The 26063-nt window shown below is 64.0% G+C and carries 25 protein-coding genes, 1 tRNA gene and 1 pseudogene; 16 read left to right on the top strand and 11 right to left on the bottom strand.

The genetic code is table 11. The features are described from left to right. Positions 1-105: 105 nt before the first annotated feature. The 3 genes from I6F21_RS26145 (at position 106) to I6F21_RS26155 (ending at position 4380) form a co-directional block, all read left to right on the top strand. The gene (locus tag I6F21_RS26145) at positions 106-597 is read left to right on the top strand and encodes a (2Fe-2S)-binding protein (protein WP_225183656.1); all 492 of its coding nucleotides are present in this window, start codon (positions 106-108) and stop codon (positions 595-597) included. After that, positions 594-2876, top strand: coding sequence for a molybdopterin cofactor-binding domain-containing protein (locus I6F21_RS26150; protein ID WP_225183657.1), 2283 nt, complete (start codon positions 594-596; stop codon positions 2874-2876). Before I6F21_RS26145 ends, I6F21_RS26150 begins: the two co-directional genes overlap by 4 nt. 409 nt (positions 2877-3285) lie before the next feature. Then, complete coding sequence (locus I6F21_RS26155) at positions 3286-4380, top strand: HD domain-containing phosphohydrolase (protein WP_036024045.1); 1095 nt, start codon at positions 3286-3288, stop codon at positions 4378-4380. A gap of 134 nt (positions 4381-4514) precedes the next feature. Here I6F21_RS26155 and I6F21_RS26160 read toward each other — a convergent pair whose 3' ends face one another. After that, positions 4515-6095, bottom strand: a complete 1581-nt coding sequence (locus I6F21_RS26160; protein WP_225183658.1) for an AMP-binding protein — start codon at positions 6093-6095, stop codon at positions 4515-4517. A gap of 226 nt (positions 6096-6321) precedes the next feature. Next, a complete protein-coding gene (locus I6F21_RS26165; RefSeq protein ID WP_225183659.1) occupies positions 6322-6738 on the bottom strand; it encodes a VOC family protein in 417 nt (138 codons plus the stop codon). A gap of 123 nt (positions 6739-6861) precedes the next feature. Between I6F21_RS26165 and I6F21_RS26170 the strand changes: the two genes are divergently transcribed. From I6F21_RS26170 to I6F21_RS26185, 4 genes and pseudogenes are all read left to right on the top strand, one after another. Continuing rightward, positions 6862-7836 carry a tripartite tricarboxylate transporter substrate binding protein gene (locus I6F21_RS26170; RefSeq protein ID WP_225183660.1) on the top strand — a complete coding sequence of 325 codons (975 nt, stop codon included), beginning with the start codon at positions 6862-6864 and terminating at the stop codon, positions 7834-7836. Between the two features lie 86 nt (positions 7837-7922). Continuing rightward, the gene (locus tag I6F21_RS26175) at positions 7923-8438 is read left to right on the top strand and encodes a metalloregulator ArsR/SmtB family transcription factor (protein ID WP_225183661.1); all 516 of its coding nucleotides are present in this window, start codon (positions 7923-7925) and stop codon (positions 8436-8438) included. 8 nt (positions 8439-8446) lie between these two features. Continuing rightward, a pseudogene (locus I6F21_RS26180) lies at positions 8447-8782 on the top strand (SRPBCC domain-containing protein); the annotation flags it as partial. Positions 8783-8799: 17 nt separating this feature from the next. Next, positions 8800-9537 carry a thioredoxin family protein gene (locus I6F21_RS26185; protein ID WP_225130185.1) on the top strand — a complete coding sequence of 246 codons (738 nt, stop codon included), beginning with the start codon at positions 8800-8802 and terminating at the stop codon, positions 9535-9537. Between the two features lie 166 nt (positions 9538-9703). On the opposite strand, the gene I6F21_RS26190 is transcribed toward I6F21_RS26185, so the two are convergent. Then, the gene (locus I6F21_RS26190) at positions 9704-10951 is read right to left on the bottom strand and encodes a serine protease (protein WP_225183662.1); all 1248 of its coding nucleotides are present in this window, start codon (positions 10949-10951) and stop codon (positions 9704-9706) included. 206 nt (positions 10952-11157) lie between these two features. Between I6F21_RS26190 and I6F21_RS26195 the strand changes: the two genes are divergently transcribed. The 4 genes from I6F21_RS26195 (at position 11158) to I6F21_RS26210 (ending at position 13494) form a co-directional block, all read left to right on the top strand. Further along, complete coding sequence (locus I6F21_RS26195) at positions 11158-11775, top strand: hypothetical protein (protein ID WP_036002509.1); 618 nt, start codon at positions 11158-11160, stop codon at positions 11773-11775. Further along, positions 11762-12136, top strand: coding sequence for a transcriptional regulator (locus I6F21_RS26200; RefSeq protein WP_025033235.1), 375 nt, complete (start codon positions 11762-11764; stop codon positions 12134-12136). Before I6F21_RS26195 ends, I6F21_RS26200 begins: the two co-directional genes overlap by 14 nt. Positions 12137-12165: 29 nt before the next feature. Further along, the gene (locus tag I6F21_RS26205) at positions 12166-12906 is read left to right on the top strand and encodes a di-trans,poly-cis-decaprenylcistransferase (RefSeq protein ID WP_225183663.1); all 741 of its coding nucleotides are present in this window, start codon (positions 12166-12168) and stop codon (positions 12904-12906) included. Between the two features lie 102 nt (positions 12907-13008). Beyond that, the gene (locus I6F21_RS26210) at positions 13009-13494 is read left to right on the top strand and encodes a cyclic nucleotide-binding domain-containing protein (protein WP_036002505.1); all 486 of its coding nucleotides are present in this window, start codon (positions 13009-13011) and stop codon (positions 13492-13494) included. On the opposite strand, the gene I6F21_RS26215 is transcribed toward I6F21_RS26210, so the two are convergent. Further along, the gene (locus I6F21_RS26215; protein ID WP_036024035.1) at positions 13433-14260 is read right to left on the bottom strand and encodes a metallophosphoesterase family protein; all 828 of its coding nucleotides are present in this window, start codon (positions 14258-14260) and stop codon (positions 13433-13435) included. The genes I6F21_RS26210 and I6F21_RS26215 overlap by 62 nt on opposite strands. Positions 14261-14468: 208 nt before the next feature. On the opposite strand from I6F21_RS26215, the gene I6F21_RS26220 reads away from it, so the two are divergent. Together I6F21_RS26220 and I6F21_RS26225 are read left to right on the top strand one after the other, a co-directional pair. Further along, positions 14469-15155, top strand: coding sequence for a DNA-3-methyladenine glycosylase I (locus I6F21_RS26220; RefSeq protein ID WP_225183664.1), 687 nt, complete (start codon positions 14469-14471; stop codon positions 15153-15155). Between the two features lie 203 nt (positions 15156-15358). Further along, positions 15359-15652 (top strand): hypothetical protein, encoded by a 294-nt coding sequence (locus I6F21_RS26225; RefSeq protein WP_057025892.1) that lies wholly within the window; start codon positions 15359-15361, stop codon positions 15650-15652. Between the two features lie 123 nt (positions 15653-15775). Here the strand turns inward: I6F21_RS26225 and I6F21_RS26230 are convergent, their stop codons facing one another. The 4 genes from I6F21_RS26230 to I6F21_RS39060 form a co-directional block, all read right to left on the bottom strand. Continuing rightward, positions 15776-17236: a lipopolysaccharide biosynthesis protein gene (locus I6F21_RS26230; protein WP_225183702.1), complete on the bottom strand. Its 1461-nt coding sequence runs from the start codon at positions 17234-17236 to the stop codon at positions 15776-15778. 418 nt (positions 17237-17654) lie between these two features. After that, entirely contained in the window at positions 17655-19100 is a 1446-nt protein-coding gene (locus I6F21_RS26235) for a HAMP domain-containing sensor histidine kinase (RefSeq protein WP_050995909.1), read from the bottom strand. Positions 19101-19203: 103 nt separating this feature from the next. Further along, on the bottom strand, positions 19204-20304 hold the full coding sequence (gene dinB / locus I6F21_RS26240) for a DNA polymerase IV (protein ID WP_225113281.1): 1101 nt from the start codon (positions 20302-20304) through the stop codon (positions 19204-19206). Between the two features lie 193 nt (positions 20305-20497). Continuing rightward, positions 20498-22087, bottom strand: coding sequence for an acyltransferase family protein (locus I6F21_RS39060; RefSeq protein ID WP_346656830.1), 1590 nt, complete (start codon positions 22085-22087; stop codon positions 20498-20500). Between the two features lie 31 nt (positions 22088-22118). On the opposite strand from I6F21_RS39060, the gene I6F21_RS38880 reads away from it, so the two are divergent. From I6F21_RS38880 to I6F21_RS26260, 3 genes are all read left to right on the top strand, one after another. Then, positions 22119-22421: a hypothetical protein gene (locus I6F21_RS38880; protein ID WP_276573621.1), complete on the top strand. Its 303-nt coding sequence runs from the start codon at positions 22119-22121 to the stop codon at positions 22419-22421. A 318-nt stretch (positions 22422-22739) separates the two neighbouring features. Then, positions 22740-23183 carry a TspO/MBR family protein gene (locus I6F21_RS26255; protein ID WP_225144828.1) on the top strand — a complete coding sequence of 148 codons (444 nt, stop codon included), beginning with the start codon at positions 22740-22742 and terminating at the stop codon, positions 23181-23183. 94 nt (positions 23184-23277) lie between these two features. Next, positions 23278-23487: a hypothetical protein gene (locus I6F21_RS26260; protein WP_036002484.1), complete on the top strand. Its 210-nt coding sequence runs from the start codon at positions 23278-23280 to the stop codon at positions 23485-23487. Positions 23488-23713: 226 nt separating this feature from the next. Here the strand turns inward: I6F21_RS26260 and I6F21_RS26265 are convergent, their stop codons facing one another. The 3 genes from I6F21_RS26265 to I6F21_RS26275 all read right to left on the bottom strand — a co-directional run bounded on the left by I6F21_RS26265 (position 23714) and on the right by I6F21_RS26275 (position 26014). After that, a complete protein-coding gene (locus tag I6F21_RS26265; RefSeq protein ID WP_225183665.1) occupies positions 23714-24589 on the bottom strand; it encodes an SDR family oxidoreductase in 876 nt (291 codons plus the stop codon). Positions 24590-24718: 129 nt separating this feature from the next. After that, a complete protein-coding gene (locus I6F21_RS26270) occupies positions 24719-25552 on the bottom strand; it encodes an AraC family transcriptional regulator (protein ID WP_225183666.1) in 834 nt (277 codons plus the stop codon). Positions 25553-25937: 385 nt separating this feature from the next. After that, positions 25938-26014, bottom strand: a tRNA-Arg gene (locus I6F21_RS26275). Positions 26015-26063 lie beyond the last annotated feature (49 nt).

Genomic DNA, 26063 nt, shown 5'->3' on the forward strand with positions numbered 1-26063 from the left:
GGAACGCGATCATTCTCGCCGGCAAGGCTGACGCCAGCCCGGTGGGCGTCCGCCATTCAAATTGCCGCCGTAAGCGGCTTCATGCACCGGCAGGGGAAGACGCCTATGCCAACTCTCACCATCAACGGGCGGAGTCTGTCCGTGGATGCGGCGAACGACACGCCGCTCCTCTGGGCGATCCGCGAGCAATTGCAAATGACAGGCACCAAGTTCGGCTGCGGTGCCGGGCTGTGCGGTGCCTGCACCGTGCACGTCAACGGTGAAGCCGTGCGTTCGTGCCAGACCATGGTCGGTGACGTCGCCGGCAAGAAGATCACCACTATCGAAGGTCTCTCCGCCAAGGGCGATCATCCCTTGCAGAAGGCCTGGATCGCCGAGCAGGTGCCGCAATGCGGCTACTGCCAGTCCGGCCAGATCATGCAGGCGGCTTCGCTGCTCGCCAAGAATTCCAATCCGACCAAGGAAGAGGTGGTCGCCCATATGGACGGCAATCTCTGCCGCTGCATGACCTATTCGCGGATCCAGAAGGCGATCATGCGCGCCGCATCCGAGATGCGCACCGCCTCGGCCACCTCGAGCGAGCGGAGGCCCACATGAACGAGCATGTGAAGAAATTGGCACCCGAGACGACGGATCTCAGCCGCCGCTCCTTCCTCGTCGGCACCGCCGCGACCGGCCTCGTGCTCGGTTATGCCGGCGTGCCCGGCATCGAATCGGCAGCCGCCGCGCCCGCCAATTTCGAGCCGAGCGTGTGGTACGCGATCTCGCCGGACGGGCTGGTCACCGTGACCTGCGGCAAGGCGGATATGGGCCAGCACATCGCCTCCACCATGGCGCAGATCGTCTGCGAGGAGCTGGGCGCGAAATGGAGCGACATGCGCGTAGCGCTCGCCTCCAACGATCCCAAGTTCAACGATCCCGTGCTGGGCGCGCAGATCACCGGCGGCAGCTGGTCGACCATGATGAACTTCGAAGCGATGAGCCGGGCCGGCGCCGCCGGTCGCATCGCATTGACCGAAGGTGCCGCCGCCGCCATGGGCGTGCCGGCATCGGAGCTCGTGGTGCGCGATTCCATGATCGTGCATCCGAAATCGAAGAAGCAGATGTCGTTTGCCGATGTCGTGAAAAGCGGCAAGGCGACGAAAACCTTCTCGCCCGACGAGCTGAAGGCGATCAAGCTGAAATCGCCGGACCAGTACACCATGATCGGCGTCTCGGTTCCGCAGCTCGACATCCCCTCCAAGACCAACGGCACGGCCAAGTACGGCATCGACGTGATGCTGCCGGGCATGGCCTATGGCGCCCTGGTCACGCCGCCGGTGCGCTTTGGCGCCACCGTGAAATCGGTCGACGACAGCGCGGCAAAGAAGGTGCCGGGCTTCATCAAGGCCGTCACGCTCGACGACAAGACCGCAACGACGTCGGGCTGGGTCGTCGCCGTCGCCAGCACCTATGCCAACGCCAAGAAGGCGGCCCAGGCGCTGAAGATCGCCTATGACGCGGGTCCGAATGCGAAAGTGTCGAGCCAGTCGCTGCTCGACGAGGCCAAGCGGCTGCAGAAGCTGGACGATTCCGGCCAGTTCTTCGTCAAGGACGGCGATCCCAATGCAGCCTTCGGTTCGGCGGCCAAGGTGGTGGAGGCGGAATACACCACCAGCATCAACATCCATGCGCCGCTGGAGCCGATGAACGCCACCGCGGAGTTCAAGGGCGACATCCTGCACATCTATTCCGGCAACCAGTTCGCAACGCGCTCCGGCGCGATCGCGGCGGGAGCTGCCGGGATCGATCCGAAATTCGTGGTCATGCACCAGATGTGGCTGGGCGGCGGCTTCGGCCGGCGTCTCGATGCCGACATGATGATTCCGGCGGTGCAGGCGGCCAAGGCCGTCGGCAAGCCGGTGAAGGTGATCTATTCGCGCGAGAACGACATGACGATGGATTTCTCGCGTCCCCTCACCTACCAGAAGGTCAAGGCCGGCGTGGACGGCGATGGCAAGCTCATTGCGATCAGCCACGACGTGGTCTCGGCCTGGCCGACCGCGCGCTGGGGAATCCCCGATTTCCTGACGCCCTCGGTCGACAAGAAGGGCCCGCTCGATTCCTTTACGGTGAACGGGGCGGACTTCTTCTACACCGTGCCCAACCATTATGTGCGCGCGATCAAGAACGAGCTCGCGCACAACGCCACGCCCTCCGGCCAGCTTCGCTCGGTGGCGCCGGGCTGGACCTTCTGGGCGGTCGAAAGCATGATCGACGAGATCGCGGCGGCGACGGGCAAGGATCCCGCCCAGTTCCGCATCTCGTTGCTCGACGGCGCCGGCAAGAACGACGGCGGCGCGCAGCGCTTGCGCAACACGCTGCTCGCCGCGATGGGACTGTCCGGCTACGGCACCAAGCAATTGCCGAAAGGCGAGGGCATGGGCGTCGCCTGCGTCTCCTCGCAGGAGCGGGCGACCGCGAGCTGGACGGCGTGCGTGGCTCACGTCGCCGTCGCGCCGTCGGGGGAGGTGACCGTGAAGAAGCTCACGGTCGCAACCGACGTCGGCACGCAGGTGCATCCCGACAATGTCCGCGCCCAGGTCGAGGGTGCGGCGCTGTGGGGCCTGTCGCTGGCGATGTACGAGAAGGCGACGCTGAAGGACGGTGGCATCGAGCAGACCAATTTCGATGGTTACACGCCCTTGCGCATGAGCCAGACGCCCGAGGTCGCGATCGCCGTGATCGCCAATGGCGAGAAGGCCACCGGCGTCGGCGAGCCCGCGGTCACCGTGGTCGCGCCGGCCATCGGCAACGCCATCTTCAATGCCAGCGGCGCCCGCGTCCGCGCCCTGCCGATCACCGCGGAAGCCGTGAAGGCGAGCATGAAGGCGTAAGCCGCGCTGCGATGCCGAATGAGATGATCCGCCGGAGCCAACCTCCGGCGGATTTGTTTGGGGGCACCCTCACCGTCATGCCCCGCGAAGGCGGGGCATCCAGTACGCCGTGGCTTCTCGGTTTCAGCCGGACCGTCTCAGCGTACTGGGTCGCCCGGTCAAGCTGGGCGACGACAGCGGAGGGCGGTGCGATAGCGTCCCAAAATTCCCCTTATCCATCAATGCCCGTTCTACTGTGCATGGGGTTGTTTTCGCCGGTTGTGAAATTTCCCCTCTGAACCCCAATCCGTAAAATTGCGTGCAATTCCCCAAGGTTCCATTGAGCACGCCTCTTAAGGGCCAGAGAACCTGAACCAGCTTAGGCTCATCGGCCAATACGCCCGAGTTCCCGGTCCTTGTGGGGGAAGCCATGAACGCCACAGCCAAATCCGCCGCCAAACGCCGGCTCCTGCTCGCCTCCGATCGGAGCGACGGGAGCAGCGAGCTCGCCAGCATCCTGAAGGCGGTCGGCGACGTCTCCACGGTGAAGACGGACGAGATCCCCGCCCAGCCCTCGCGCGATCTCTCCGGGCTCGTGGTCGACATCAACCTGCGCTCGCCCGACAGCGTGCAGCGGGTGCGCAACAAACTGCGCGGCGATGCCTATCGTTCGATGCCGCGGCTGTTCGTGCTCGCGGACGCCCTGCATCACGGCACCATGCAGGCCTGGGCGTTAGGAGCCACCGACACCATCTCAAGGCCGCTCCAGGCCGAGGCCATCCTGCAGCGCATTCGCGCCGCCTTCCCGGACACCGCGGCCTATGACGCGACCGATCGCGGCAAGACGCTCAACCGCGGCGTCGAGGCGGCGCATGCGGTGCTGACCAAGATGTTCGAGAAGCTGCCACTCGGCGTGCCCCTGACCTTCGATGACGTCATCGCCGCCGAAAGCAAGATCCTGAAGGCGATCAAGCATTCCTCGCTGCGGGAATGGCTCACCACGGTCGGCTGTCACCATGTCGGCAGCTACCGCCATTGCCTGTTCGTCACCGGCTTCGCCGTCGCCTTCGCCCAGCATCTCGGCATGCGCGAGGACGACCAGCGCCGCCTGACCCGCGCCGCGCTGCTGCACGACGTCGGCAAGGCCTTCGTTCCGGCCTGGCTGCTCGACAAGCCCGGCAAGCTCACCGACGAGGAGATGGCTGAGGTCCGCCAGCATCCGCGCCGCGGCTATGATGCGCTCGCCGCGCAAGGCGGCTTCCCGCCGGAGATGCTGGACGTGGTGCTGCATCACCACGAATTCCTCGACGGCTCCGGCTATCCGAACGGCCTGTCGTCGAACCAGATCAGCGACATCGTGCGCCTGACGACAATCGTCGACATCTACGCCGCGCTCGTCGAGAAGCGCGCCTACCGCATGCCCTTCACCCACTCCCGCGCCTTCACGATGATGGAAGGCATGGGCGGCAAGCTCGACCAGCAGCTGCTGCAGGCGTTCCGCCCGGTCGCGCTGGGGTCGTTCTAGTCGGGATGCCGTAGTCGTAGGGTGGGTTAGCCTCGCGGCTGCGCGAAGCGCAGGCGCCAGGCGTAACCCACCATGCCTCCGCAATTGCCGAACGAAGTAGGTGGGTTACGCCTTCGGCTAACCCACCTACGAGATCACCCCACCAGCTTCCGCAGCTCCGCCTTCGCCACCTTCTCCAGCGTCGAACGCGGCATGTCGTCGACGAGCCTGATCTCGCGCGGCAGCTTGAAGTCGGCGAGGCCCTTGCGGCAGGCTTCCATCACGCGATCATGCAGATCGGGCGCAGCGCCTGCGACGCCGCCCTGCGGGATGATGAAGACCACCGGCACCTCGTCCAGCATCGGGTGCTTCTTCGCCACCACCGCGGCCTCGCGCACGCCCGGCACGAGCGCGATCACCTGCTCGATCTCGGAGGCCGCAACGTTCTCGCCGCCGACCTTCAGCATGTCCTTGGCGCGGTCGCCGAACTTGATGAAGCCGTTCTCCAATCGCTCGACGCGGTCGCCGGTGAGGAAGAAGCCGTGCTCGTCAAAACTCTCGCGCGTCGCCTTCTCGTTGTGCAGGTACTCGGCGAACAGCGACAGGCCGGGGATGCCTCTGATCGCGAGATTGCCGGTGTCGCCGACCTCCGTCGGCCGTCCGTCGTCGTCGGTGATGCGGATCTGATATTCGGGCGCGGCGCGACCGATCGACATCGGGATGTTGGGCTGATCCACCTCGCCGACGATGCCGTGGGTGATGGTCTCGGTCATGCCCCACCAGCCGATCATCTTGACGCCGAAGGCGGCAAAGGCCGGCGGCTCGTTGATGGCGGTGCCCCACAGGCGGAACTTGTGGTCTTTCGGGATATCCTGCTCGAGCAGCGCCTTCATGCAGAACGGGATGGTCGAGGTCCAGGTTGCGCCATGCTCGCGCGCGACGCCCCAGAACCGGCTGGCGGAGAAGCGCGGCTGGATCACGCAAGTGGCGCCGACCCACAGCGCCGCCAGCATGGAATAGGCCAGCGCATTGGTATGGAACAGGGGCAGGTAGGCCTGGTGCACGTCGCCGGCGTGAAGGTCCTCATGCGCGGCGTTGATCTTGGCGCCCCACAGCGCGTTGGCATGGGTCCACAGCACCGCCTTCGGCCGCGACGTCGTGCCCGAGGTGTATTGCACGCTGCATGCCGCCAGCGGATCGGTCGCGCGCCGGGGACGATCGGCACTGTCGGCGAACAGCGATTCGAAGCTGTCGCCCCGCGAGACGCCCCGCGCGGGCGCCGCCCCCGCATCGTGCGAGGTCACCGCCAGCCAGCGTATGCTGCGGCAGTTCTGCGCGACGGCTTCCGCATAGGCCGGCTGCGTGATCGCGGCGACCGCGCCGCAATGATCGGCGAAATACGCGATCTCGGCCGGCGCCGAGCGCGTGTTGGTGGTGACGGCGACGGCCCCGAGCTCGACGCAGGCGAACCAGGCCAGCATCGCCTCGATGCAATTGTCGAGATGAATGAGCACATATTGGCCCGGCTTGACACCGCGCCTGGCGAGGCCGGCCGCGAGCGCGCCGACGCGATCATGAAACTCGCCGTAGCTCCAGCGCCGCGCCGGCGCGTCGAACGGCGCCCAGATCAGGAACGGATGATCACGCCGGACCTCGGCGCGCAGCTTGAGCAGCCAGGGCACGTCGAGCCCGTCGAACGGGCCCACGATTCCAGCTGTGGTCTGTTGAACTGGCATGGCTCCTCCCGGTGCAGCCGCATCTTGCCGGCGGCTGTCTTTTGATGATTGCGTCTTCCTGCCATTGGACGACGCGGGACGCAATCGGGGGTATGCGTGAGCGCGCTCTCTCCACCGTCATTGCGAGCGCAGCGAAGCAATCCAGACTCTCTCCACGGAGGCAGTCTGGATTGCTTCGTCGCAAGCGCTCCTCGCAATGACGGCGTTCGGGGGCGCGGCGGCCCTATCAGCCACCGTCCCCGTACGACGAGATCTCGATCAAACTGCCATCGGGATCCCGGCAATAGACCGAGCGCAACGTGCCGCGGGCGCCTTGCCTCGGGCCGGGGCCTTCCTCGATCGCGACGCCATGTGCCCGCAAATGCGCCACCACCTCGTCCGGCGTGGCCGAGGTGAGAAAGCACAAATCTTCGCTGCCCACCGTGGGATGGTTCGCGGTGAACCACTCCACCTTGTCGGCATCGCGTTGCCGGACGTTGATCCTCTGGTTACCGAATGTAAGGAAAGTCCGCGGCGCTTTGCCGCCGCCGGGATCGAACATCTTGACTTCCATGCCGAGAATCTTGCCGTACCACGCAGCACTTGCCGCGACGTCGCTGACATTGATCACGAGATGATCCAGGACATGAACCTTGACCGGCATGTCTCATCCTTTCGTCGTGATGTGCCCCGCGCACTTTCCGCACGCGGCAAGCTTTGTTACAACCGCAGCGACGCGGCTTTCAAGCCATCCGACTTCAAGAACAACACTGGGAGAACCCTTGAGATGATCACTCGCCGTACCGCGCTGGGCCTGCTCGCCGCCAGTCCGCTTGCAGCCACCCCGCTGTCGAAGGCCCTTGCCGCCGATTATCCGGCCCGTCCGGTGAAATGGGTGGTGGGCTATCCGCCGGGCGGCGCCACGGACATCCTGGCACGGCTGATCGGCCAGCGCCTGTCGGAAAAGCTCGGCCAGCAATTCGTGGTCGAGAACAAGCCCGGCGCCGGGAACAACATCGCGACCGAATCGGTCATCAATGCCGAGCCCGACGGCTACACGCTGCAGCTGGTCAACCCGGCCAACTACATCAACGCCTCGCTCTACAAGAATCTCAAGTTCAACTTCGTGAACGATATCGCGCCGGTCGCCTCGTTCCAGCGCGTGCCGAACGTGATGACCGTCAACAAGGACGTGCCGGCCAAGAACGTCGCCGAGTTCATCGAGTACGTGAAGGCCAATCCCGGCAAGGTGAACATGGCCTCGTCCGGCAACGGCACCTCGGTGCATCTGTCCGGCGAGATGTTCATGGCCATGACCGGCTGCAAGATGCAGCACGTGCCCTATCGCGGCGCCGCGCCCGCGATCACCGACATGCTCGCCGGCCAGGTGCAGGTGATCTTCGACAACATGCCCTCGATCATTCAGCACATCCGCTCCGGCAGCCTGCGCGCGATCGGCGTCACCACCACGGAACGCTCGCCGCAGCTGCCCGACGTGCAGCCGATCGCCGACACCGTCAAGGGCTATGAGGCGAGCGCGTTGTTCGGCATGGGCGCGCCGAAGAACACGCCGAAGGAAATCATCGCCAAGCTCAACGCCGAGGTCAACACGGTGCTCAAGGAGCCCGACATGGCCAAGCGCCTGGTCGAGCTCGGCGGCGAGCCGCGGGTGCAGACGCCCGAGGCGTTCGGCGAGGAGATCAAGGCCGAGACCGAGAAGTGGAAGAAGGTCGTCGACTTCGCCGGCCTGAAGGTCGAGTAGAAAATTCGTTATGACGAGGAAGAGAGCCCTGCCGTTCGGCAGGGCTTTTTTCTTGGCTGCATTGCCAGCAACCCGATCACGCTCTCGTGCGGATCCGCGCCTGCGCCTTCCGGCTTGACGTTGTCGCGCTCGTGTCTATACTAAACCACATGGTTAAGTATCAGGACGAGACGCTGGACCGGACTTTTGCGGCGCTGTCAGACCCGACGCGTCGTGCCTTGCTGGCGCGCCTCGGCGAGCAGGACGGCCTGTCGGTGAGCGAGCTGGCGGCCCCGTTTGCGGTATCGCTGCCGGCGATCATGAAGCATCTCGACGTGCTCACCGATGCCGGGCTGATCGTGCGCGAGAAGACCGGGCGCACGGTCGCCTGCCGGCTGACCGCGCAGCCGATGGAGCAGGCGATGAACTGGCTCAATCGTTATGCGCAGTTCTGGTCCCACAATCTCGATCGCCTTGCCGCCTTCGTGGAGGAAGAGACATGGCCAACGCAACCGCCAACACCGCCGAACGCCCGGCAGAACGACCAAGCCTCACGCTCACGCGCCGGCTCCGCGCGCCGCCGCAAAAGGTCTACGCCGCCTGGACGCAAGCCGCGCAGCTAGCGCAATGGTTCGGGCCGCCGAACATGAAGCCGGCGACGCTTCAAGCCGAGCTCGACGTCCGCGTCGGCGGCCGGTTTCGCATCAGCTTCACGGGGGACGACGGCGAATACTTCGAGGCCGGCGGCCGCTATCGCGAGGTGGTGCTGAACGAGCTTCTGGTCTTCACCTGGGCCTGGCACTCGACGCCGGAGCGTGAGTCGCTGGTGACGATCTCGCTGAAGCCGGACGCTGCCGGCACCTTGATGATCTTCCATCACGCCCAGTTCTTCGACGAGACCGCGCGCGACAACCACCAGCGCGGCTGGAGCTCGATTTTCGACAAGCTCGATGCTTTCGTCGCCTGATCCCCAAGGAGAACGCCATGCAGCAACATCAGATCGTTTCGCGCGAGCAATGGATCGTCGCGCGCAAGGCCCTTCTGGTCCACGAGAAGGAATTGACCCAGGCTCGCGAACGGCTTGCCGACGAGCGCCGCCGGCTCCCCTGGGTCAAGGTCGACAAGGCGTACGCATTCGAAGGGGCGAACGGCATTGTGTCCCTGGGCGATCTGTTCAAGGGCCGGCCGCAGCTGATCGTGCAGCACGTGATGTTCGCACCCGATTGGGACGCGGCCTGCAAGAGCTGTTCGTTCTGGGCCGATGGGTTCGAGCGCATGGTGCCGCATTTGGCCGCGCGCGACACCGCCATGGTTGCGGTCTCGCTGGCGCCAAGCGCAAAGCTCGAAGCCTTCAAGAAGCGGATGGGCTGGACCTTCGACTGGGTTTCCTCAGGCCGCAACGACTTCAACCGCGATTACGGCGTGACGTTCTCACAGGAAGAGGTCGCGACCGGCAAGCCGATGTACAATTTCGGGACCACGCCGTTCTACGGCCCCGAACTGCCCGGCATCAGCGTGTTCTTCCGCGACGAGGCCGGCGCGATCTTCCACACTTATTCCTGCTTCGCCCGCGGCCTCGACATGATGAACGCTGCATATCAATATCTCGATCTCACCCCGCTCGGCCGTCACGAGGAAGGCCTGCCTTATCCGATGGACTGGGTGCGCCTGCGCGACCAGTACGAGCCGCAGCCGGCGAAGGCGGCGTGCTGCCACGGGTGAGGGGAGCGCTCGACGCACATCAAAGGTGTCATCGCCCGGCTAGACCGGGCGATCCAGTATTCCGAGACGGCAGTGATCAATCGAAAGGCCGCGGCGTACTGGATTCCCCGCCTTCGCGGGGAATGACAGCTACGGGTGAGGTGCAGGGTGTGCCTTGCCCCGATAGCTACCGCTTCGCCTCCGCCTGCTCCGCCGCGTTGCACGAGATCAGCATCGTGTACGGCCGGGCGTTGGTGGCGATGTCGGTGGTCTTGAGCTCGCTCTTTGGCTCGGCGGTCTGATAGGGCACGATCGAATTGTCGAGGAAATCGCGCAGCACTCCGGTCTTGATGGCGAAATTGATGTTTTCAGGGATGTTGCCGGTCGCCACCGCGATCCGCAAGGCTGGAATCTTGCCCGTGACCACGCCCACGACCTGACCCGTGTTGTCGAACAGCGGCCCGCCGCTGTTGCCAGGCTGCACGGGTGCGCTGATTTGCAGGAAGCGCGAGTCGTTGCGCATGCCGCTGAGCGAGCTCACGATGCCGGTGGTCACGCTGAAGTCCGAGGTCAGGATGCCGTGATAGGGAAAGCCGATCGCGATCACGGAATCGCCGGAGCGGATCGAGCGGTCGCGGATCCGGGCAAAATCCTTGAAGGTCGTCGTCGACGGCGCCTGCAACAGGGCGAGGTCGTTGTTGGCATCGCTCGAGACGACGCGCAGCACCATTGCGGCTTCGCCGGTGAGATTGCCCCTGACGTCGCCGACGCAGCCGTCGATCACATGATGGTTGGTGACGACGTGCCCGCTCGCGCTGACGACGAAGCCGCTGCCGCTCCTGGCTCGGGCGGGTTTTCCGCCGGCCGGCGCTGCCGTCTGCTTCTCCGCCGTCGCTGCCGGCTTGGCCGCACCCTTGGTGAAATCGCCGGCCTTGTCGAGCCCGTCTGCCTTCACCCGCGTGACGCAGTTCGCCAGCGCCGCGATCAGGGGCGCCGTCGACGTCAGCACAAATTGGAGTGGCTTGCTCCCGTTGGTCGTGATCACCATCAGGCTTGCCTTCTGGAAGGTGCGAGCGACGTTGGGGGGCAGGATGGTCGTCACCATGTTGGTGGTGCCGGCGGTCGCAAACAACCTCGCCTGCTCCTGGCCGTCGAAGATGAAGTCGATGGGCGCGGTATCGCCCTTGTTGAAGCGAAAGCTTGGGCTGGCAAAGCTCAGCAGCCAGGAGCCGGCCGCATTCTGCGCGACGAAGAGACTCACGCCGTTGGCGTAAGGTGCGGTCGCCGCGCAATGGGAGAACGCGCCCGTCTCGTCATTGCTGAATGCGCCGCCGGCCCAGTTGCCGACCTTGACCGTGCCGAACGGCCCCGCCGCGTTCGCCCCGAACACACTCACCTGCAACACGAACGCAACGACCAACGACCTCAACCACATACCCCAGCCCCCGGCAAACGCACTCGCATCCATCTTATCCGCGAGGGCAGGTGAGGCGCAACCGTCAGTTGTCCGCACCAGTCGGTTCGGCTGACCGCAACAATTCGGGCTTGCATTTACTTTGCAGTGCCATATACTTTGCGGTACAAAGTAACGGGACCGGTGTCCCGCGAAAGCCGGGGTGGAACGAGGTTTTGGCGTTGCCCATGCGCGATCTCGACAAGGCGCTGGCCGACATCGTGACGATCCGCAGCCAGATCGCGGCAGGTACCGCCTTCCGCGGTTACGGCCCGGCGACGATGGCGGCGACCGGTGCTGTTGCGCTCATCACCGCCGTCCTGCAATTCTGGCTGTTGGATGATCCCACCGGCGAGCCGCTCGTTTTCTTCATCGGCTGGTTCATCGCCGCCGCGCTGTCTGGATTGATCATCGGCATCGAGATGCGCGCCCGGTCGCGACGCCATCATTCCGGTCTCGCCGACGCGATGATCCACCAGGCGGTCGAGCAGTTCCTGCCGGCGGGCGTTGCCGGCGTTCTGCTCGCGGTGGTGATGTGGAAGTTCGCGAGCGAGACGCTGTGGCTGCTGCCGGGCCTGTGGCAGATCCTGGTGTCGCTCGGCATCTTTGCCTCGGTCCGCTCGCTGCCGCGCACGGTGGCGCTCGCCGGCGCCTGGTATTTCGTGTCCGGCTTCGCGGTCGTGGTGCTCGCGAGCCGAACCCACACGCTGTCGCCATGGACCATGGGCCTACCTTTCCTGATCGGCCAATCGCTGATGGCGGCCATTCTGCATTTCGCGTCCGGAGACAACGATGTCGAAGACTGACAGCGCGCCCTTCTCCTATGAAGGCCTCGACCGCGTGATCCACGAGAAGGCGAGGCTCGGGCTTCTGACCTCGCTGATGGCGCATCCCAAGGGGCTGGCGTTCGGCGATCTCAAGCAGCTCTGCGGCCTCACCGACGGCAATCTCAGCCGGCACCTTGCCGTGCTGCAGGAAGCCGGACTGGTCGAGGTGACCAAGGGCTACGAGGGCAATCGCCCGCACACCACCTGCCGCCTCACCAAGGCCGGCCGCCGCCGCTTCCTCGACTATCTCGCCGTGCTCGAGCGGCTGGTGCGCGACGCGGCGAAGGCCGCTGGCCGCGAAGCGCCGCCGCTCGGCCGTCTCGGCATCGCCTCGACCTGATCTCCCCTTTTTTGACCGGAGACTTTGCAATGCAAAGTGACATCACGTCCCGCAACGAGAACCTTCATGTCGGCATCATCATGGACGGCAACGGCCGATGGGCGACGCGGCGCGGCCTGTCGCGCGTGCGCGGCCACGAGGCCGGCGTCGAGACCATCCGCCGCATCGTCGAGGCCGCGCCCAAGCAGGGCATCGGCACGCTGACGCTTTACGCCTTCTCCACCGACAATTGGCGGCGGCCGAAGGCCGAGGTCGCGGCGCTGATGACCCTGCTGCGCTTCTACCTCGCGAACGAAGTGCAGAGCCTCGTCAAGAACGGCGTGCGCCTCTCCGTCATCGGCCGCCGCGATCGCCTGCCCGACGGCATCGCCGCCGCGATCGCGCGCGCCGAGGCGGCCACCGCCGATGGCCGCGCGCTGCATGTGCGCATCGCCGTCGATTATTCCGCGCGCGACGCCATCCTCAATGCCGCGGCCAAGGCGGCCGCGCTGACCAGCCTGACGCGTGAAGCCTTCTCGCAGCTCGTCACAGGCGAGGCTGGCCTTCGCGACGTCGACCTCATCATCCGCACCTCCGGCGAGAAGCGGCTGTCGGACTTCCTGCTTTGGGAAGGCGCCTATGCCGAGCTGTACTTCACCGAGCGGATGTGGCCCGAATTCGACGCGGGCGATCTTGCCGAGGCGCTCGCCGCCTTCCATGGCCGCGAGCGCCGCTTCGGCGGGCTGCAAGCCATTATGCCCGGAGAGGCGCCCTCGCTCTCGCAGGTGTGAGGCGCCTCGGCGCCCGCCGGCTCCCCCACCGATTGCCGCCCGGCACGGATCGTGCTCTAGTCTTCCGGCGTTGTGTACCCCTGCGACGGGAGCGTTCGCACCATGCGCGCAGTCCTCGATTACTGCACCGGCGGAACGGAGCGGCAGCTTGCCGCCGGCACCATCATCGTCGCCGAGGGGGGCACCTCCGGCCATCTCTACGTGCTGATGCAAGGCAGGCTCGAGGTGCTCAAGGGCGAGATGGTGGTCGCCACCGTCACCGAGCCCGGCGCGGTGTTGGGTGAGATGTCCGTGCTGCTGGGCCAGCCGCACACCGCAACGGTACGGGCCTGCTCCGACGCCATCGTCTACGAATTCGAGGATGCCGCCGCGTTCCTCGAGAGGGAGCCGGGCGTGGCGCTGCTGATCGCAAAAATGCTGGCGCAGAGGCTCAACGTCGCCAACACCTACCTCGCCGATCTGAAGCGGCAATATGCCGGCCACGGCACGCATCTGGCCATGGTCGGCGAAGTGCTCCAGAGCATGATCAACCTGCCGCCGGCTGAGGTTTCGCCCGGCTCTGATCGGCAATCCGATCCAAGAATGTGAGCCAGTCGGGCGGCGCCTCGATGGGGGCGGCGGGCCGCCGCAGCGGCGCATTCAGGTCGATCCATTGCGCCGCGCCGGCCGCCAGCCAGAACGCCTTGTCGGCATCGAGATCGAGCACGATGCAGGTCGGGGGACGGCCGGGTTGCAGGCCCGTGTTGAAGACCCAGGTCTGGCCCAGCCGGTCGAACCACGATCCATTGCTGATGAAGGGCGATTGATGCACATGGCCCGAGATCACCATCGACGGCTGGTATTGCATGATCCACTGCACCAGCTCGACGTCGCCGAAGAAGCGCTTGCCGCCCCAGCTCGTCGGTGAATCCGCCGGCGGCGCATGATGCGCCCAGATCCAGCGCTGCGGCCTGACGGCTGCGGCATCGCGCAACTGCTCGATGAGGCGTTGCTTGACCTGGGGTCCGTCCCACCATGGGCACACCGTGAACAGGGTATCGCCGACCGTCAGGCCGTCGCCGTCGCAGGCGATGCCGAGCTCGCGCACCTCCGAGATCCAGCGCGAAATCTTCTCACCTTCGGCGTTGCGCTCGTCGAGATCGTGATTGCCGGAGCAGAGGATCACGCGGGTCGTCGCGGCCAGCAGCGCGAGATACTTCTTCACCACCACGATCTGGGCGCGGAAATCCACTATCGAGCCAATGTCGAGCGCGTCGCCGGCGAAGATCACGAGGTCGAATTGCGGCGCCGCGCTGACCAGCCAGTCGAGCTGCGGCAGCGAATAGTGCAGGTCGGCCACGACCAGGCAGCGCATGGAAAATCCGACGGCCAGAGAGCAAAATGTCAGGGAATTCCAAAAACGGCATAAAGCAAGAAGCAGACCAACCCGGCCGCCCCTTTGCATCAATCCAATGAGCGACAGCATGCTGCGTCCCGTCGCAGAGCGCAAGGGGCGGCAATGCGGGGCTGGACCGGATCGCCGAATTCTGGTGTCGTGGCCTGCTCTCAACACCTGTGTTCACATGACCTCCTTCAAGACCATTCGCGCCCGCGCCGAGAAGCGCAAGGGCGGGCCCAAGGCGCTGGACAAGTTGATGCCGGCCAAGCCGGACCTCAAGCAGCTCGCCAAGCTCGGCGACGATCGTATCCTCGCCGAAATGACCAAGCGGGTGTTCTGCGCCGGCTTTGCCTGGAGCGTGATCGACTCCAAATGGGACGGCTTCGAACAGGCCTTCCTGCATTTCCAGCCCGCCAAGCTCACGTTCCAGCCCGAAGACTATTGGGAAGGCCTGCTGCGCGACGCGCGCATCGTGCGCAACGGTGCCAAGATCATGTCGGTGCGCGACAACGCCGCCTTCGTGCAGGAGATCGCGAAGGAGCACGGCAGCTTCGGCAAGTTTCTGACGAAATGGCCGTCCTCCGACGAGATCGGCCTGCTCGACCTCCTCAACAAGCGCGGCAGCCGGCTGGGCGGCAACACCGGCCAGATGCTGCTCCGCTTCGTCGGCTGGGACGGCTTCGTGACGTCGAAGGACGTCGTGGCCTGCCTGCGCGCTGCCGGTCTCGACATCGCCGAGGAGGTCAAGTCGAAGGGCGATCTCGCCAAGGTGCAGGCGCAGTTCAACGCCTGGGCCGAGGAGTCCGGCCTGCCGTACACATATCTGTCACGCATCTGCGCGCTGTCGGTCGGCGAGAACAGCAGCGAATAGCGCCTCAATCGATAGATCGTGTGCATCCTGTGGCGATCCTGTGCTGCGAACGTGGCCGATGAAACCCCGCGATCACGAAATACATTTCGCAGGAACATTTGTCCGCAGCACCTGTTCGGGACTCTGAGCCAGGCGCATAAGGGCGCAGGGAATGCTCGCTCCCGCCTGGCTCGATGAAACCGGATACAACAACGGAGCAGCTCATGAAGCTCACATCTGAACAGGTGAAGCAGACCGTCAACCAGCTCGGCGCTCAGGTGCTGCCCGACGAACATCCGGCGATGCCGCAGCTCAACAGCATGTTCGGCGAGCACACCTTCTTCGTCGACGAGATGGGCCTCAAGGTGCTCGAGCCGACGGGATCGCTCGGCAGCGACCGCGAGAGCGGCGAGGTCGTCAGCCTCGCTGATTGGGGCGATTCCGACCTGACGCGCCTGATGGCGCATGAGCCCGAACCGACCGGCGTGATCGTGGTGTTCGAGCATGTGAGGCATTGAGCAGCCCGACGGGACGTTTTGGAGACACGTGCGCCACGGCACTCCCGTGGCGCGCGGCTTTGGCGTGACTGGTGACGTGGTGATCAGCTCCGCCGTCTTGCGAACGGTCTGGTGCCGGTCGCATTATCTGCCGCGAATGCTCTGTGCGTAGCGCCACATTTCTCCGCGACAGGCCGGAAACAGCGCAACGATCGTGAGCGAAACCGCATATGAAAGGCAGAAGCAGGCTGCCAATTCCGGGATCCCTCCGATCGAACGCGCCAGCAGCCAGCGATGCAGCAGCGACACCTTCACCACGGAAGCGAGGGCTCCGGCGAGATGTGGCCCGACCACTTCCATGAGGTCTCGATGACGCACCGGGCCGCGTCGCCCAATCAGCCACCACAGGATGGGCGTGCGCACGCACTCGCTGATCGAGTATGCGCTGGCGACGCCGACTGGTCCGAACGGCAGCCCGCATATGAAAGCGAGAATCGATGTTGAGACATTGAACAGGCCCCAGCGCATGTATTCCTTGGTGCGGCCCTGGCTGAGGAAAAGCCAGTTGGCGGGGCTGTTGCTGGTCTGCAGCAGACCGGCGATGCTGAGGGCGACGAAGATCGGCGCAGCCTCGCTCCATTGGTCGCCGAGCAGGGTTTCGACCAGCGTATCGGCGGTCGCGATCATGAAGCCGACGCCAGGCAACACGAGCAGGAGCGCCGGCAGCACCGCGCGACGGAACGAATCCCGATAGCGCTCCGGCTCCTTCAGCAGGCCCGACAGCGTCGGCAGCATGATTCGCACCATCGGATTGCTGACTTGCTGAAGCGGAAACAGCAGCAACCGGTAGGCGCGGTTATACGCGCCAAGCGAGGCAGCCCCCCAGACCTTGCCGATCAACACCCCGTCGGTATTGCGGGACAGGAATTCGGCAAGATTGTAGCCGGTCACGCCGAGCCCGAAGTTCAGCATGTCGCGTGCAGCCTTGATCGAGCCGGGCCTCGACGGCAACCATCCCGAACTCAGCCACGCGCCGCTCGCGAGCACCAGACCTGATGTCAGGCTGCCGGCGAGAATGGCCCAATAGCTGTGATAGACGTACGCGACCGCGGCAGAGGTCAGTAATCCAGTCAGTGCGGCCGCGGACTCCAGGCCTGCCAGCGTCCAGAATCTCATCTGTCGCGTCAGCAACGACAAATGCTGGACGTCAGCGCCGCTGAGCAGCAACGTGACGCTCATACCGGATGTCAGTGGGGCGAGATTTGGCGCGCTGTAGAACCTGGCGACGAGCGGCGATAGCGCCACCTGTGTGGCCGCCAGTAGCGCGCCGACCGAGAGGTTCACCCAGAACAGCGCACTCAGCTCGTTGTGCGTCAACTCGTCCTTCTGCACGGTCGCGTGTCCAAGACCGAGATCCTGGAACAGCACCGCGAAGGCGAGCACCGGCGAAGCCATTGCATAAGTACCAAAGTCGACTGGCGTCAGTAGGCGCGAGAGCAGGATCACAGATCCGGTCTGCGTCGCTACACGCACGACCTGAGTGACGATCGCAGCGAGCGCACCTTTCCGTACGTTCCGGGACTGCTCGTCCTCGGACAAGCGCATGTTGAGTTGAGTCACGATCAGCTCCTCGAGCGGCGAACAACGAAAATTTCAAGCGCAGTTCGAAAGCAAGACGGTGAATCAAACGACAGTTTATCTTTTCGATTTCACGCGATTGGCGCTTCATTCATGTGCGATCAACCGGACGCCCTCATGCGCGGACCACCGCACGAGAGAGACATCGAGGCTATCGCGCGTGAGCAGCGTCGCGAAACGCCGACGACTATCCGTCAGTACGTGTCAATTGAATGGCGCGACCAAACTGCGTTCGCAAAAAGCTTTACGTCGATCGCGCTCGAACGAACAGCCAATGGAGTGCATCTTGTTCAGAGCAGCGCGTCGAAATCGAAAAAGAGGCTGGTCTGTCAGCTTCACGTCAGGCAGTGCCTCGAAGATCGACACAGAACCGCTCGCAATAGTGTCAAACCTCTAGTCTTCGCGGTTCTCTTGCAACGTGTTCTTCAACGGGAATTTCGATGACGATCTGAGTTCCCGGACTCGCCTTGCTCTCGAGCAGCAAGCGCCCGTTGAGCGATGAGGTGACGAGATTGAACGCGATGTGCAGTCCCAGACCGGCATTGCCTTTCTCGCGACTTGTCGTGACGAATGGATCGAAGATGTGCGCCTGCAGGTGGTCAGGGATTCCGACGCCTTCATCAGCGCAGACAAGGCGGACTGATCTCGGATTCGGTTGGTTTACCGTGATCACGAACCGGCCGCCTCTCTTGTCAGGATACGCATGCGCTGCAGTGTTGAGGGCGAGATTGCTGATCACCTGAGCAAGCGCTCCGGGATAGCTGTTGAGCTTGATTCCCGCCGGGCAGTGTACCTCCACGGTCAGGGCATGATGCGACAGCAATGGCCCGAGCCGGGACATCAACTCCGATAGCCAATCCCTGAGCTCGAAACTGCGCCGGTCCTCATCGGCTTGATGGACCGCGACCTGCCTGAAGCTGTGCACCATTTCGGATGCGCGGTGCAGATTTTCGAAGGTCAGGTTGAGCCCCTGCTTGAGCCGGTCAATGCCCTTGGTTAGATCGGACCGCCGGACCGATGCTCCGCCCAATGCATCACTCATCGTTTGCAGGTCATCCTGCATGGCCGTCGACGTCGTCAAGGCGAGGCCGAGCGGGGTGCTGACCTCGTGAGCGACACCTGCCACCAATTGCCCGAGCGAGGCGAGCTTTTCCGCCTGCACGAGATGCTCCTGGGTCGCGCGCAGATCGCGCAACGATTTCTCGGAGCGTTCCTTTTCCCGTTGCAGCGCCTCGGATGTCCGGAACTGCTTTCGCGCCCGGTACTCGCGCGCAGCCACCGCGTAGAGCGACAATGCGTAGGCGTTGCCGACGAGAGAATGGTTGATGAAGCTCAGGCCGGTCGGCATTGTCGACGCGAATGTCTCGGCGACCAGCAACGCCACCCACGACAGCAGGCAGAAGATCGCCAGCGAGCCGATCCGCAAGGGCAGCATGGTCGAGACGAACAGTATGATCATCATCATGCCGGGCGCGGCAAAGGTGAAGCCCGAGGGAAGCACGAGATAGATGCTCGGCAGAATGCAGCCCGGGATGACGCAATAGATGAGAAAGATCGTCTCCGCCCATGGCTTCATCCGGCGCCGCGACAGCAGCGCCGTCAGCGGGAGCAGGATGACCACGGCGGTTCCACCGCGGATTGCGAGCGTGGTCGGCACGACTTCGGGGTAGAGCACCCAATCCCAGAGCGTGTAGCTGGCATAGGTGGCGGCGCCAAGCAGCATCGCGATCTGCGTCCATCCGAGACTGCCCCGGACATATTGGTCGACAAACCGGCGTTCCTCGATGCGGTCTTCGAAGCGCAGTCCGAGGCGTATCAATAAGGCAAGCATCCAAACTCAATCGCGAAAAGTCATGTCTGGTGTATCTACGACAGGTTTGGCGCCGCGTCGCGGATAAAGATGCCGCGTTCACCGAAGGGGCCTCAAGCCGCGTTCAGATGCCCAGCGTCAGCTGCGGCTCCGACTCGCCGGCGGCGTGGAGCGACGACAGCGAGACCCCGAGCAGCCTGACGCGCTTGGGCAGCGGCATCTCGGCTTCGAGCAGGCCGCAGGCCAACCGCTCCAGATCGTCGCGTCCGGCAACGGCCGCCGCGACGGATCGGCTGCGCGTAATGATCTCGAAATCGGCGAACTTGATCTTCAGGGTGACGGTGCGGCCGCGATTGCCCGTCGCCTCGCAATGCCGCCAGACCTTGTCGACGAGCGGCCTTAGCTCGGCCGCAAGCGCGTCGAACGCATCGAGATCGGTCGAGAACGTGTTCTCCGCGCCGACGGATTTGCGGATCCGGTCGGCGCGGACCGGCCGCTCGTCGACGCCGCGCGATATCCAATAATAATACGCGCCTGACTTGCCGAAATTCGCGTTCATGAACTCCAGCGATTGGTTGCGGATGTCCCGGCCGGTGAACAGGCCGAGCGCGTTCATCTTCGCAGCTGTCGCCGGACCGATGCCGTGGAATTTGCCGACCGGCAGCGGCTCGACGAAGGCCGGCCCCATCTCCGGCGAGATCACGAACTGGCCGTTGGGCTTGCGATGATCGGACGCGAGCTTGGCCAGGAACTTGTTGTAGGAGATACCCGCCGACGCGGTGAGGCCGGTCTCCGCCTTGATCTTCGCGCGGATCTCGAGCGCGATGTCCCGCGCCAGCGGGATGCCTTGCAGGTTCTCCGTCACGTCGAGATAGGCTTCGTCGAGCGACAGCGGCTCGATGACGGGCGTGTGCTCGGCAAAGATGTCGCGGATTTGTCTGGAGATCGCCTTGTAGACCTCGAAGCGCGGCCTGACGAAGATCAGGTCGGGACATTGCCGCTTCGCCGTCACCGACGGCATGGCCGAGCGAACGCCGAACTTGCGAGCCTCGTAGCTCGCAGCCGCAACGACGCCGCGTTCCGCGGAGCCGCCGACCGCGACCGGCTTGCCGCGCAGCTCCGGATTGTCACGCTGCTCCACAGAGGCATAGAACGCATCCATGTCGATATGGATGATCTTGCGGACAGGCGAGGGCTCGCCGGTCGTCGGGTCGGATTCGCTCATGGAAAGATGATACAATCGCGTGGGGAGATGCGCGAGCTGAGGGATGCTTCCGTCGATCCGGCGGCTGAATTGAGCTGCACAATCGCGGCAGGGTCAAAAGCTATCTCAGGCTCGTGACGAGAGGCGCTCGTCAGTTCCGTTCAGTCGAGATGGCTTCGGCTCGGCCGCGATCGTTTGGGAGAGGCAGAGGCTCCTACTTGCCACGGATGAACTCAAGGAGCTGGCTTGAGGCTCCGTCGCCAACGCGCTGCGCACCTGCGACCGTGAGGTGATTGACGTCCCAATAGAGCCAGAGGCCGTCCATGGCGGTCGGACACTCGGCTTCTCCGCACAAATAGCGTTCTGGATAGAGCAGAAAGACCTGGTTCGGGTAGCGGCTCCGGATCTCCTCGAGCATGGCGTGGAATTCGCGATTGTCGGCCTGCACGCGATCAAGGGGCACGGCAGGACAGGGCTTGCTTGGTGCGTGCCAGAGGGGTCCCGGTGCGAAGCGGGACATCGGGCTGCGGCAGCCCGGCTCGACTCCGGGCGCTATGATCAGGATGCGCCGTCCGCTGCCGCCGAGCTCATGGATCGTGTTCTCGATGCCGGCCCGCCAGACCTGCAGGGCCGGTGCATTGACCTCCGGCGCGAGCTCGTTGCGGAGCGCATTGCCGTAAGTCATCCAGGATTGGCTGAGCACGATTGGAGCCTGGTTCTGCCTGATCGCGGCGAGGTAGGTATCGCGCTGGCGTTTGCAGTCCTGCGAGCCGTCGAACGCTGTTCGCACCAGCCCGACGAGCAACGGACAACCTTCGGCCGTATAGGCCTCTCCCCGGACGGCGGCGCGCTTTGCCGCCGGGTCCAGCGCTGCGACATAATGCTCGGCGAAGGAGTCGCCGAGCACTTGCACGCCAACGGGGTCGCTCAATGAACCGAAGGCACATTTCGATTGTGCGCTCTTGGCGCACGGCCAGAAGCCGAATCGCTGCAGATCGGCGACCTCGCGGGCCTGTGCCGGGAGCCGCCATGGCCAGCCATCTTGGCGGTTGGCCACAAATGCAACAATCGCGAGCGCGACGATCGTCGCGGCGGCGGGGCCGGCGACTCGCAGCAGTGACGAGCGACCCGCGCGATAAGGCTGTTCGATCAGCCGATACATCAGCGCAGCCAGCGCCATCGCGAGGGCGACGATCAGCACTTTCACCGCAACCGACTTGGCGTCATCGCCCAGGATGTAGTTTGCGTAGACGATCAGGGGCCAGTGCACGAGGTAGAGCGAGTAGGACACCAGCCCGATCCCCGCACTCAGCGGATTGGTCAGGACAGGCGAAAGGACGTGACGCTCACCCGCCAAGATCACGCAGGCTGCACCCAGGCATGGGATGAGGGCCGTCGCGCCAGGGAAGGAGGTCGCACTGTCGAAGCTGACGACCGCGTAAGCGATCAAGGCGGATCCGGCGGCAGCCAACAGCGAGCGCGCTCCGGCCGGGAAGGTCAGCCTCTGCTCAGCAAAGATGACCAGCGCTCCGATCGCAAATTCGAAGGCGCGACAGGTCGGCAGGTAGAAAGCACCCGAGCTGTCGGTTGCGAGTGTCGCTTGCGCGACGCCGAGCGAAAGAATTGCGATGCCAAGAATGAGCAAAGGCAGTGCGCGACCGAGCAATCGGCGCCCCAGCAGAATGAACACGGGCCAAAACAGATAGAATTGCTCCTCGACGGCCAGCGACCAGAAGTGAAGCACGGGGCTGGGATCGGTCGAGTTGGCGAAATAGGCGTGGCTGCCGCGCCAGAAGTAGGAAATTCGAGACCGATACCAGCGTAGCCACGGCGTCTTGAGTCAGGCCCTTGAAAAGCTCCGGAGAAAACCAGAGGCCACCGACGGCCAAGATGCCGATGATGGTGACGATCGCTGCGGGAAAGAGGCGCCGGATGCGGCGCTCGTAAAATCGCTGGAGCGAAAATTCGCCGCGATCTGCCTCGCTGAGAATGATCCGAGAGATCAGATAGCCGGACACGACGAAAAACAGGTCGACGCCAACGAAGCCGCCGCCGAACGGCGGAACGTCCAAATGATAGAGGAATACGCTCAAGACGGCGATCGCCCGGAGCCCGTCAATGTCGCGTCGATGGGATAGCTTTGTAACCAAGTGCTGAATCCACTGGCGGCGGTTCGTCCGACTGCGGATCCGCGTGCGCCCGCTTGCCTTTAGCGCGCCCGCATGCGTTCCTCAACCGCAGGACGGGCCGAATTCCCCCCAATCGGGCTCGCCCCGGTCAGGCCGTCTCCGTCAACGTCGGCAACCCATCCGACGCTGCTGCGAGAAGACGCAGGACTTTGCCATGGCGCTCAGCGCATCGCTTCTCGTCGCACGGCCGCGGCTGCGCCAGGCATCGAGTCGGATTGGCTCATGGAAGGATGTTACAATCGGATGATGAGAAGGGCGAGGTGACGGATGCTTCAGTTGTTGGTCTTCGTGGCGGGCGTCGTCGGCACCGGCTGGTTGATCGGCGCGACCAATCCCCCCGGTGAATGGTATGCCGGCCTTGCCAAGCCGAGCTTCGTCCCGCCGAACTGGGCGTTCCCGATCGCCTGGACCATCCTTTACGTTCTGATCGGTGTTGCGGGATGGCGGACCTTTCGCCGTGAGCCCAGGGGCAAGGCGATGCTGGCCTGGGCGGCGCAAATGGCGCTCAACTTCATTTGGTCTCCGGTCATGTTCACGATGCACCAGATCGGCGCCGCGCTCGTCATTCTCGTCGGCCTGTTCATCGCGATCGTGACCTACATCGGTCTCGAGCTGTCACGCGACAGGCTCGCCGCCGCATTGTTCGTGCCCTACGCAGCCTGGGTCGCGTTCGCCGGTGTGCTCAATGCGGCGATCTGGCGCTTGAATTGAGGCGCTGGGTCTCGACCGATTCAAAAAACAATCTCAGGCTTGTGAGTGGCAAGCATGGGCACGCGACCCAATATGAGCCCGCGGAGGACAGCCCATGCAATACAGCTCCGAGCTCATTCACACCATGCGTCAAGCGCTGGAGACCGTGATGGCGAGTGTGCCGGCCCATCAATCGGTGTTCGGCCTGAAAGCGGCCGTCGCCGAATGCATCCTGAAGGCCGCCGCACACGGCCACACGTCATACGATGGATTGGTGACGGCAGCGTCCGACCAGCTCCAGGCGATCATCGCGATGCTGACGTGAGGGCCGGCCTCGTGCTCGTCTTCACGGTTCGGGTGCTGCGGGTCAGTGGGTGAGAGGCGCTGCTTCCTGCGCGCGGAGCTCTCGTCCAGTGCGCTGCCCAGCGCCGGGGTCATCATCGCGAGCAGCTCCGGATTGTGCCCGGGGAATATCGAACGCCCGGACAAATCTTACGCAATGCCGCCAATGATGAGATCGAAAGATCTTTCGTGCGTCGCTTTCGAGTAGTTTATCGCCCGGTGTAGCCGCCGTTAATGTAGACAGTCTGGCCCGTGACCCAATGCGATGCTGGCGACGCAAGGAACCGAATCAGCGGAACGACGTCGGAGACCGTGCCGAGGCGCCCCGCTACAGAAAGACGCGTCGCGTAGGCGATGGCGGCCGCGTCCTCGGGCGCCCGATAGAAGGGTGTATCTATCGGTCCGGGCGCAACGGCATTGACCGTGACACCGCGAGGCCCGAGTTCGCGCGCCATGGAGCGCGTGAACTGTTCGAGAGCTGCTTTCGATCCCTGATATAACGCATAGTTGGGAAGGTAGCCGTCGATCAGCGACGAGCATGCATTAATGATTCGCCCACCGTCCGGAAGATGACGGCTCACCTCCTTCATTATGAAAAAGCTCGCCTTGGCGTTCACTCCGAACACGTCGTCGTATTCGGCCTCGCTGATTTCGGCCACCGGCTTCTTGACCATGCGACCGGCGTTGTTGATCAATATGTCGATGCGACCGAATTCGCGCAGCGTCGCCTCCACGAGGCGCGAATGAGTCGGCATTTCGTGGAGTTCGCCTTCGATAGTGGCGGCACGAGCACCCTGTGCGCGGACAAGGTGCGCTGCAGTCTCGGCATCAGCTCGATCGCCCGCGTCATGATAGTGGATCATGATGCTCGCACCGTCCGCTGCGAGTCCTGCTGCATATGCGCGGCCGAGATTGCGCGGCCCTCCGGTGATTAGCGCGACTTTTCCCGCGAGAACACGGGTTGGGTCTCCCGACTGATTCGTTTGGGCGTCTGTTCGACCGACTGCAGCCGCCGTAGCCGCCGCCGCGGTGATGCCAAGTGTCATCAAACGACGCGATAGCCAAATGTTTTCGTTTTGAGTCATGGTTATCCTGCGCCTCCGCTTCAGTATATCAGCAGGCCGTCGTTCACAAAAACGGCTTGGCTCTCCGGTCACGCGAACCTAGAGGCATGAGGCCGCTGCGCGGCAGGTCGATTCTTGCTGTCTTTTGCTTCAGCGCGCGCGGATATCAGACGGCAACAGACCTGTCCGGGCACGGAACTGACGACGAAAATGATTGATGTTCGAATAGCCGAGGTCGGCGGCGATCGCTTCAACGCTATCGGGCGTGTTCCGAAGGCGTTGGCGCGCGTGCTCTAGGCGGCGGCTCGACACATATTGATGCGGCGGAGATCCGGTGGCGGCCTTGAACGCCCTGGCAAAGTGAAACGGACTTAGTGCCGCAACTTCGGCCAGCCGCGCGAGCGTCAGATCCGTGGCGGTGTGTGCTTCTACAAAATCCAGCACTCTGCGCAGGCGCCGAGTATCCAGCGAGCCTTTTGAGCGCTCGATCGCCCGCCCTCCGAATTTTCCGCACAAGACAATCGCGTAGAGGGTCCGCACCAATGAATCGCGTTCGACGTCGTTCAAATGATGCCTCCCGCGCGCGGCTGCGCGGAAACGGTCAACGATCGCCCATGCGTGAAAGTTCTCCCAGCCATGAATATCGGCAAGATCGGCATGGCCCTCAGCACCAAGTTCCTCGGCAATTTGCTTCCGCAGCGAGCCATCCGCTGAAATTTCTACCACTTCAGCGGGCGAAGTTGTTCGCACCCATTTGACCGGTTCTCCGCCGGTCAGACCGATTGTTCCGGCAGGCGCATCGCGAGCGACCGTGCGTCCATTCGCCAGCATTACAGCGGCGTTCTTCTGGCCGTTAAACCCCACCGCGATCGCTCCAGGCAGCGCGAGCGATGCATCACCTGCGTCCGCCGCGGGCGGCAGACGGAGGTGCGCAACGCGCACGCTCCCCCATGTGAACCGGGCTATGTCGATGCGATTGAACATCCGACGTGAGATTTGGGGGACGGTGTACGTCGCATCAAGCCCGGTATCTCGCCGCCAATCGGTAACATTCGTTGCTCCGGGAGAGAGGCTCCGGCGGGCAGAACTGGCTGCGAGCCGAGGCCGTTGCATCGAAGACGTGATCGAAAAGGCTCTGGTGAATGTGGGGCGGTTCGGTAGCGCGAGCGACATTCCGCTGCTTCGCGCTTGGTCACTCTATCCTGATCTGGGGTGTGCTTCGCGATACAGGCCATCAGGGAGATTGATGAAGCGACCGGCCAGATGAAGCTGCCTGCCGAGGGCTAGTTGAGGTAGGGCTAGTTGAGGTAGCGCGCCGCATCGAGGGAGCTGCGCGTCAATCGGTGACAATATCGCGCAAATCACAAAATGGCGCACCCGACACGATTCGAACGTGTGACCTTTGCCTTCGGAGGGCAACGCTCTATCCAGCTGAGCTACGGGTGCTAGTCGAGGTTCATTTAGCCGATTGGCGCGGGGCGGGCAACCGCTTCTC

The sequence above is a fragment of the Bradyrhizobium sp. NBAIM03 genome, from assembly GCF_020194055.1.
Taxonomy (GTDB): domain Bacteria; phylum Pseudomonadota; class Alphaproteobacteria; order Rhizobiales; family Xanthobacteraceae; genus Bradyrhizobium; species Bradyrhizobium yuanmingense.